The organism is Bartonella acomydis, from assembly GCF_039543025.1.
GTDB classification, from domain to species: domain Bacteria; phylum Pseudomonadota; class Alphaproteobacteria; order Rhizobiales; family Rhizobiaceae; genus Bartonella; species Bartonella acomydis.
The window spans coordinates 45,707-54,476 of the sequence record NZ_BAABIY010000003.1 but is presented as its reverse complement, the minus strand read 5'-3'; the positions used below and the strand labels follow the sequence as shown (position 1 = coordinate 54,476).

At 38.3% G+C, this 8,770-nt stretch carries 7 protein-coding genes and 1 other RNA gene; all 8 read left to right on the top strand.

All coding sequences use genetic code 11. The annotated features are described in order from the left end of the window. The first annotated feature begins 235 nt into the window (after positions 1 to 235). The 8 genes from ABD909_RS01200 to ABD909_RS01165 all read left to right on the top strand — a co-directional run bounded on the left by ABD909_RS01200 (position 236) and on the right by ABD909_RS01165 (position 8,754). Entirely contained in the window at positions 236 to 637 is a 402-nt protein-coding gene (locus ABD909_RS01200; RefSeq protein ID WP_345096137.1) for a hypothetical protein, read from the top strand. A gap of 823 nt (positions 638 to 1,460) precedes the next feature. Continuing rightward, positions 1,461 to 1,970: a lytic transglycosylase domain-containing protein gene (locus tag ABD909_RS01195; protein ID WP_345096136.1), complete on the top strand. Its 510-nt coding sequence runs from the start codon at positions 1,461 to 1,463 to the stop codon at positions 1,968 to 1,970. An 85-nt stretch (positions 1,971 to 2,055) separates the two neighbouring features. Further along, positions 2,056 to 2,447: RNase P RNA component class A (gene rnpB / locus ABD909_RS01190), an RNA gene on the top strand. A 272-nt stretch (positions 2,448 to 2,719) separates the two neighbouring features. Beyond that, positions 2,720 to 3,718, top strand: a complete 999-nt coding sequence (gene rsmH / locus ABD909_RS01185) for a 16S rRNA (cytosine(1402)-N(4))-methyltransferase RsmH (protein WP_345096134.1) — start codon at positions 2,720 to 2,722, stop codon at positions 3,716 to 3,718. Further along, entirely contained in the window at positions 3,715 to 4,119 is a 405-nt protein-coding gene (gene ftsL / locus ABD909_RS01180; protein WP_345096132.1) for a cell division protein FtsL, read from the top strand. Before rsmH ends, ftsL begins: the two co-directional genes overlap by 4 nt. Then, positions 4,119 to 5,861, top strand: a complete 1,743-nt coding sequence (locus tag ABD909_RS01175; RefSeq protein WP_345096131.1) for a peptidoglycan D,D-transpeptidase FtsI family protein — start codon at positions 4,119 to 4,121, stop codon at positions 5,859 to 5,861. The genes ftsL and ABD909_RS01175 overlap by 1 nt, the downstream gene beginning before the upstream one ends. Before the next feature lie 23 nt (positions 5,862 to 5,884). Then, positions 5,885 to 7,336 (top strand): UDP-N-acetylmuramoyl-L-alanyl-D-glutamate--2,6-diaminopimelate ligase, encoded by a 1,452-nt coding sequence (locus ABD909_RS01170; protein ID WP_345096130.1) that lies wholly within the window; start codon positions 5,885 to 5,887, stop codon positions 7,334 to 7,336. After that, positions 7,333 to 8,754 (top strand): UDP-N-acetylmuramoylalanyl-D-glutamyl-2,6-diaminopimelate--D-alanyl-D-alanine ligase, encoded by a 1,422-nt coding sequence (locus ABD909_RS01165; RefSeq protein ID WP_345096129.1) that lies wholly within the window; start codon positions 7,333 to 7,335, stop codon positions 8,752 to 8,754. Before ABD909_RS01170 ends, ABD909_RS01165 begins: the two co-directional genes overlap by 4 nt. Positions 8,755 to 8,770: the final 16 nt, after the last annotated feature.

Genomic DNA, 8,770 nt, shown 5'->3' with positions numbered 1-8,770 from the left:
CGATCGGGGAACCTCCTCCCCCCCCCCCCGCGTGGATCCCTTAGATTGTCTGGCTTGGCTGAGGATTTCCTCAGCCAAGCTTTTGCGAGTATAGTATTTTATGATGTGTAAGGTTAGGGTGTGTGGTTTTTTTGGGGTTCTGCTGTTCTGTATTTCAATAGTGAGAATTTGTTTTTTGTTAAAGATTGGTGTGTTGGGGTTGTTGATTTTATATATTGTGAGCTTTAGGTAAGAGATGATAGAATCTTGCGGGCGTCGTATTATTTTCATTGTGCTTGTATTTTTTGTTTTTTTTGCCAGCCTTTTTGCTTCTCGAAGTGTTGTGGTTCATAAGTTTTTGTTTAATGGCTCTTTTTCATCTTCATTTGAGCGTACATTTTTTTCTTCTCAGATTGATATTACAGAGGAAGTGTTTTTGGAAAGAGTGGCGGTGTTATTTCCGGATATTATTATGCATCTTTCTAAGCTTAATCCTGAGCAACAAAAGAAATTGATTGAGCAAGTGCGCTGCAATGTGATTGCCATTGCTTTTGCGAATGCTCATAGCAGTGAACAGGCTCAGAAATTGGGTAGAATTGTTGCGGTGACGTTATTAAAGGCAATTTCTCATCCTTCTATCGTTGCTGCTTATTTTTAGTTATTTTTTCAGAAGTTGCGCGTTTATGTTTTTTCTAAAATTGTAAAAGGCGTGTAAGCGATTCATATAGCATATTGTTTATGTTGTAGGGGGAAATGATAAAAGACTTACTTTTCCATATGATTTCTAAAGATAGGGATGGGATCTTTAGGAATAAATAGAATTACATAAGTGGGTAATATGGGTGTTTTTTTATACTATGCTTTATAGAGCCTTAAAAAAAGATAGAAATAATTTTTGAACTATGCTAGGTAGCGTGAAAGTGAGCGTTTTGATATATATGTTTGTGTGCATTCCACCAGAGTGATTTATTTTGATAAATAGCTTTTCTCGTGTAATTTTTTGTTGTGGATATTCTTTTGCTTGTTTATTGTCCGTGTGGAAGTTGGTGTAGATTTCTTTTACTGATTAGGAATCTTATAGTATCTTCAGTGTTTAGTAAAAGATCTTTACTATATGTTGCTTTTGACGATTATCAAATTGAGCTCTAAAAGGTTTTAAAGCTTCTCTATAAGAAATGGCAATCGTATTTTTAAGTTTTTTTTGCTATAATAAATAATGTGGTAGCTTTATTCAGGAATTAAAGAAATATATCACCTTTTTAGTAGCTTTAGATCGCCGTTATAGTTTCTTTATGTTTTGATATTTTACGAGATAAAGAGATATATTTTGTAATGTGAGAGTTTTTTTATTGCAAAAAATACCTTTAAATTGTCTTAATATTTTCATTTTCAAGCCGCTCTTTAGCTGTTTTTTTCTGTAAAATGCTCCCGCAAACTTATTGCGGCTAGGATTTGAGAATGTCTTAATAAAGAGAAAGAAAATGCAATTTTTGAAAGTTCTTTTAAGTACAGCATTTGCTGTATTTTTTATGTTTGATATAAATGTTGCTCATACTGTCTTAACTGTTGCAGGATCAAATGAAAACTCAGTGAATCTTATCCCTAAGATTTCTGTTCGTCCTTATGAGATCCTTATTGAAAAATTTGCAAATAAATACAATGTGCCCGTTAATTTGGCACATGCTGTTGTAAAAATTGAGAGTAATTATAAAGCCCATATAAAAGGAGCTGCTGGTGAAATAGGTTTGATGCAGATTAAACCTTCTACGGCACGGGGATTAGGTTTTAATGGTTCTGTACAAGATCTTTACGATCCTGCGACTAATCTTGAATATGGTATGCGTTATTTGGCACGGGCATATAAACTCAGTGGTGGTAATACGTGTGGTACGGTCCTTAAATATAATGCAGGCCATGCTGCAAAAAAAATGAATTCCATTTCGGCAAAATATTGTTCAAAAGTAAAAACTTATTTAGCTTCATTAAAATAAAAATGACCTTGGAAATAATGTATTTGCTATAAAATCTCTTGGGAATGCTATTTTCACTTGGTGAAAAATGTTTTATAAATAGGTGTCAGTCGGCTGGGCAGCCGCGCTTGTTCATGTTGAAATACGGCAGGTGAGGAAAGTCCGGGCTCCATGGAAACACGGTGCCGGGTAACACCCGGCAGGGGCGACTCTAGGGAAAGTGCCACAGAAAGTAAACCGCCTATTTTTATAGGTAAGGGTGAAAGGGTGGGGTAAGAGCCCACCGCGTATTCAGTAATGAATGCGGCAAGGTAAACCCCACCGGGAGCAAGACCAAATAGAAATGACGTGCAAGTTTTATAACTTGCAGCTGGTTTCCGAGCGAGTCATTCGGGTAGGTTGCATGAGGCGGATGGTAACAGCCGTCCTAGATGAATGGTTGCCATATAGAGTGTAAGCTTTATTATACAGAACCCGGCTTATAGGCCGACTGATCTTTTATTACTGAGTGCATTTTTGCTATTGTATATTGTCAATGTTATATAGAGGCTTTTTCTATAAAATATGTGCTTTTAAATGCTGCACTTAAAAAAGAGCTTTTTTAAAATCATAACATTTCTTTAATTATAATGCGTTAGAATATGCGCTGGGTTAACTTTAGCTTTATTTTTTTCATTGTGAGATGTGAAAGGTAAAGTTTTGGTTATGTCTCATATCAGTTATTATCAGAGAGCTGTTGGTTAAAAAAACACAAATCAAGATGGATTATTTTGACAAAACAAGGTCACAGAGCTGAACGCCATATTCCAGTGTTGTTACAGCCAGTTTTAGCTGGGCTTGCACCATTGGGAGGGGCAAAAGTGATTGATGGCACTTTTGGTGCTGGCGGTTATACGCGTGCTTTGTTAAATGCGGGTGCCCAAGTTATTGCTCTTGATCGTGATCCTTATGCTATTTCTGCGGGACAGTCGCTTGTTGATGAATTTTTTCCACGACTTCGTTTGGTGCAGATGGAGTTTTCAAAATTGGAATACGTCGTTGAAGAGAAAGTAGATGCTATTATTTTAGATATTGGTGTTTCTTCAATGCAGCTTGATGAAGCTGATAGGGGATTTTCTTTTCTAAAAGATGGTCCCTTAGATATGCGAATGGCGCAGACAGGGTTTACTGCCAGTGATGTTGTCAATCATTTTAAAAGTAATGCGTTAGCAAGAATTTTTAAAATATTAGGAGAAGAACGCCATGCGGGTCGAATTGCACGAATGATTGAAAAACGCCGCTCTGTTCAACCTTTTTTGCGTACAGGTGATCTTGCTCATGCTATTGAGTCGTTGGTGGGGCGTAAAAGTGGGGAGCGCATTCATCCTGCAACGCGTGTGTTTCAAGCTCTTCGTATTTATGTAAACGATGAAATGCGTGAACTTGCACGTGGCTTATTTGCTGCTGAACGCATTTTGAAGCCAGGAGGACGCTTGGGGGTTGTCAGTTTTCATTCTCTTGAAGATCGTATGGTCAAAAGATTTTTTTCTACACGTTCAGGAGAGCGTGTAAGATCGCGCTATCTTCCTGAAATAGAGTCGGCTCCGGCAACTTTTTTTCCTCTATTTAAAGGTGTGATCACTGCAAATCAAGAAGAACTCCAACAAAATTCTCGTTCACGTTCGGCAAGGTTGCGCATTGGTGTACGCACACAGGCGGAGAGTCTTGCTGCAGATATGAAATTATTCAGTTTCGCAGAAATTGCTCGTTTTGAAGGCTGCAAGAAATGACAGTTTTTCGTACATTTGATATGATTTTAGTAATGATTATGATTTGTATAGCAGGTCTTACTTATAAGGTAAAATATGATGTCCAAAGGCGAATGAGCGAAGTCCGTCGTCTTGAACATGAAATTGCTGCAGCAAAAAATACGGTGAGTTTACTTCATGCAGAATGGGCTGTGATGATAGAGCCTTCACGCATGCAAAAACTTGCAAAACGTTATCAGGAAGAGCTTGGTTTAGAGATTATACAGCCTCATCAAGTTGTGGAGTTTAAAGATATTCCGCTGCGTGTAGATGATCCCATTGAAGAAGTGATTAAACAAAATATTTTGGAGGAGGGGCGAGATATTTTGGCAAATAACCGTGCTTCTCAGATAAAGCGCGTTATACAAAAAGGCGTGCAGTGATGAAAGCATATTTTTTATTCTCGCAAAATAAAAAGTGCTTAAATAAGCAGTTCAATATTCATAACTTTCCCGTTTGTCGCTCCTATTCTGGTCGTTCCCGTTTGTTTTTTTCTTTGTTCTGTTTCCTTGCTTTATATGGTGTTATGGGGGGGTGTCTTATTTCTTACGGGCTTGAAGGTGGGCAGATTGAAGAAGCAAAAGGGCCAAGTGTGCTTCAATTGACTGCTCGACCTGATATTGTTGATCGTCATAACCGTTTATTGGCAACGGACATTAAAACTTATTCTCTTTTTGCTGAACCGCGACGCATTATTGATGTAGATGAAACGATTGAATTGCTCTCAACCGTTTTGCCTCATCTCAATTGGCAAGAGACTTATAAACGTCTTAAAAAAAATTCTAGCTTTTCTTGGATCCAGCGTGGATTAACTCCAAAGCAAAAGACAAGGATTATGGCTCTTGGTATTCCAGGGATTGGTTTTCGTACGGAAATTCGTCGTTTTTATCCAAGTGGTTCCGTGGTTTCGCATATTCTTGGCATGGTGAATGTTGATAATCAGGGCATAGCTGGTGTGGAAAAATATATTGATGATTCTGGCTTGAGTGCTTTACGTGCTGCTGGTCTTGCAACAGAAGAATCATTAAATCCAGTGCAGCTTTCAATTGATGTGCGACTTCAGACTATTGTGCATGATGAACTTATACAAGCAATGAAACGTTATAAAGCAATTGCTGCGGGAGCTGTTATTTTAAATATCCACACAGGGGAAGTTTTGGCTTTAGCATCATTGCCAGATTTTGACCCTGGAAATCCTATTGATGCTCTGAAAAGTGATCGTTTTAATCGAATGACCGCTGGAACTTTTGAAATGGGATCTATCATTAAAAGTTTTACAACTGCAATGGCACTTGATTCAGGGCTTTTTCATTTAAATAGCGTCATTGATGCTTCACAGCCTATTCAAGCAAGTAAAAATTATTTTATTCGTGATTTTCATGGAAAAAATCGTCCTTTAACATTGCAGGAGGTTTTTATTTATTCTTCCAATATTGGTTCTGCTAAGGAAGCTTTGGCGATAGGGATTGATGGACATCGTAATTTTTTGAAACGATTTGGTTTACTTGATCGATTGACCATAGAATTGCCTGAGGTTGCTCATCCTGTTGTTCCACATCATTGGAAGGATATTCATTCTATGACGATTTCTTTTGGACATGGTATGGCAACAACACCCTTGCAAACAGCAGTAGGTGCTGCTGCTCTCATGAATGATGGTTGGTTAATTGCCCCTACCCTTTTAAAACGCACAAAAGAACAGGCTTTGCAACAGGCAAAAAAAGTTTTACAGACCAAGACGAGCCAAAATATGCGTTATCTTTATAAGTTAAATAGCGATATTGGTTCTGGGCGCAATGCAAAAGTAGAAGGATACCGCGTTGGTGGTAAAACAGGAACCGCTGAAAAAGTTGAAAATGGAAAATATTCTAAAATAAAAAATTTCAATAGTTTTCTTGCTGCTTTTCCTATTGAGAATCCTTCTTATGTTGTTTTAACAATTATCGATGAACCGCAGCCTGAAGATGGGCAACGTTCAGCAACAGCAGCAATGAATGCAGGACCAATGCTTGCTAATATCATTCGTCGTTCAGCAAGTTTTTTGGGAATAAAGCCAGATTTTGAAAAGGAATACCAGCCTATTTTGATGACTAAAAACAGTTCGAAATTTGTTAAGCAACGGTAAAATTAATATAAAGGTGCGTTATTATGTTGTTTGGAACAGTTTTTACAGAATGTCTTGAAGATGAAAATCTTTCTTCAATAGAAATAACAGGAATAACTGCGGATTCTCGGCAAGTTTTGCCGGGCTATGTTTTTGTAGCTGTTAAAGGAAATCAAGGTGATGGCAAAGATTATATCAATGATGCACTAAAGCGTGGTGCACAAGCAATCGTTACAGATTGTAGTGTTGTTGTTGAGGATTTATCTGTTCCTCTTTTACGTGTTGATAATGTTCGTCATAGTTTAGCAGTCGCGGCTGCACGTTTTTACGGTTCTCAACCTGAAACGATCGTTGCTGTGACAGGGACAAGTGGAAAAACCTCTGTTGTTTCTTTTCTTCGGCAAATTTGGAGTTATGTTGGATTGTGTGCTGCCAGTATAGGAACGGTAGGTATTGTTTCTCCTCACCGGAATGATTATGGTTCTCTGACAACACCTGATCCAGTTATTTTACAGCGTCTTCTTTGTGAAATTGCTCATGAAGGTGTTACACATGTCGCGCTTGAAGCATCTTCGCATGGACTTGATCAATGCCGACTTGATGGGGTGCATTTAACTGCTGGTGCCTTTACCAATTTAGGGCGTGATCATTTGGATTATCACAAGTGTGTAGAAGATTATTTACGTGCTAAAATGACGCTATTTGAGACGCTTTTGCCTCAAGATGCTCCTGCTTTGATTTTTGCCGATGATGTTTATTCGCAAAAAGTTATTGATATTGTCACGAAAGCACGCCGTCAGGTTTTTACAATTGGGCGTAAAGGGCAGTTTATCACTATTAATCGGGTGGAGCATCAACGTTCAAAACAGTGCGTTGAATGTCGTGTGGAAAACAATATTTATATCTTTGAGTTACCTTTAGCTGGAGATTTTCAGGTTACCAATGCCCTTATGGCAGCGGGATTAGCAATTGCAACAGGTCTTTCTCCTGATAAGGTTTTTCATTCTTTAGAAAGTTTGCAAGGGGCACCTGGTCGGTTAGAATTGGTTGGAAAAACAGAAAATAATGCTCCTGTTTATATCGATTATGCACATAAACCAGAAGCTTTAGAGCAGGTATTGCTCTCCGTTCGCCCCTTTACGCAAGGGCGCTTGATTCTTGTTTTTGGTTGTGGAGGAGATCGCGATAAAGGAAAAAGACCTTTGATGGGAAAAATTGCAGAAAATAAAGCTGATATTGTTATTGTAACGGATGATAATCCTCGCACGGAAGTACCAGAAAAAATTCGTCAAGAGATTTTACAAGCAGTACCAAAAGCCATAGAAATAGCGGATCGTGGTGAAGCTATTACTTATGCGATTGGACTTTTAAGGGCAGGGGATACATTAATCATTGCTGGAAAAGGTCATGAAAATGGTCAAATTATAGGACAAAAAACACATCCTTTTTCAGATCGCTTAAAAGCGATTCATGCTTTACAGGAACGAATTATATGAAAGCTTTATGGGATAAACAAACACTTATGGCTGCAATAGGAGGCTTTGTCGTGGGCTGTATGCCAGAAACTTTTTCTGGAGTTTCTATTGATAGTCGCACTTTAGAGGAAGGTAATATTTTTTTCTGTATTAAAGGATATCATTTGGATGGTCATGATTTTGCTAAGCAAGCTTATGAACGAGGTGCAGGCGTTCTTATTGTTGCGGAAAATCGTTTGGCTGATATGGAAAAAATATCCGCTCCACTCATTGTTGTTCCTGATGTCTTACAAGCCTTAGAAAAACTTGGAAAAGCCGCGCGCGAGCGCTCAAAGGCTAGAATTATCGCAGTCACAGGATCGGTGGGAAAAACAACGACAAAAGAAACTCTCAAGCAAGTACTTTCAACTGTTGGGAAGGTTCATGCTAATTCTGCTTCTTTGAATAATCATTGGGGTGTGCCGCTTTCTTTAGCGCGAATGCCTGCGGAGAGTGATTATGGTATTTTTGAAATTGGTATGAATCATAAGGGTGAAATTCGTTCTTTGGTTAAGTTGGTTCATCCGCATGTTGTTCTTATTACCCATATTTCTGCGGCACATATGGGTTTTTTCCAAAATCTTGAAGAAATTGCAGAGGCAAAAGCTGAAATTTTTGAGGGATTGGATAAGGAAGGCACTGCTGTTTTAAATGCAGATGATGATTTTTTTGCTTATTTAGTGCAAAAAGCAAAGCAATGGGGTGTGAAAAAAATCTTAAGTTTTGGTGAGACTGAAAATTCTGATTATCAGGTCAAAGATATACGTCTTCTGACGGATTATTCTTCTGTGGTTGTCCGTATTTTGGGGCAAGAGAGATCAGTTAAAATTGGTGCTCCTGGACGACATATTGTACAAAATAGTTTAGCTGTTCTTGCTGTTTGTGATGCCATTGGTGTTGATTTAGAGCCTATTGTACTTGCTCTAAGCCATTTTTCTCTTCAAAAGGGGCGGGGTGTTCGTTATCGATTGGCTTTGCCACAAGGGGGCATATTTCATTTAATTGATGAAAGTTATAATGCCAATCCTGCATCTATGCGTGCTGCTCTTGATTTGCTTGCTGTAGGGCCAGTAGGAGAGAATGGTCGGCGAATTGCTATTTTGGGTGATATGCTCGAATTAGGTGCTTATAGTGAGAAGCTTCATCGTGATTTAGTAAAACCAGTACATCTTTCTGGTGCTAATCCCGTTTTTTTATTTGGTAAGGCAATGAGATTTTTAGCTACTGATCTCTCTGTATATGTTAAGGCTCGTTATGCTGAAAATGTTGAAAAAATTTTACCGCTTGTTTTGGCAGAAATTTCAAGTGGAGATCTGCTTATGATTAAGTCTTCCAATAGTCTTTATTCATCAGATATTGTGAGTGCACTGCTTGATCGCTATAAGGTGATTTCTTTATAATTTATATAGGTTTGTT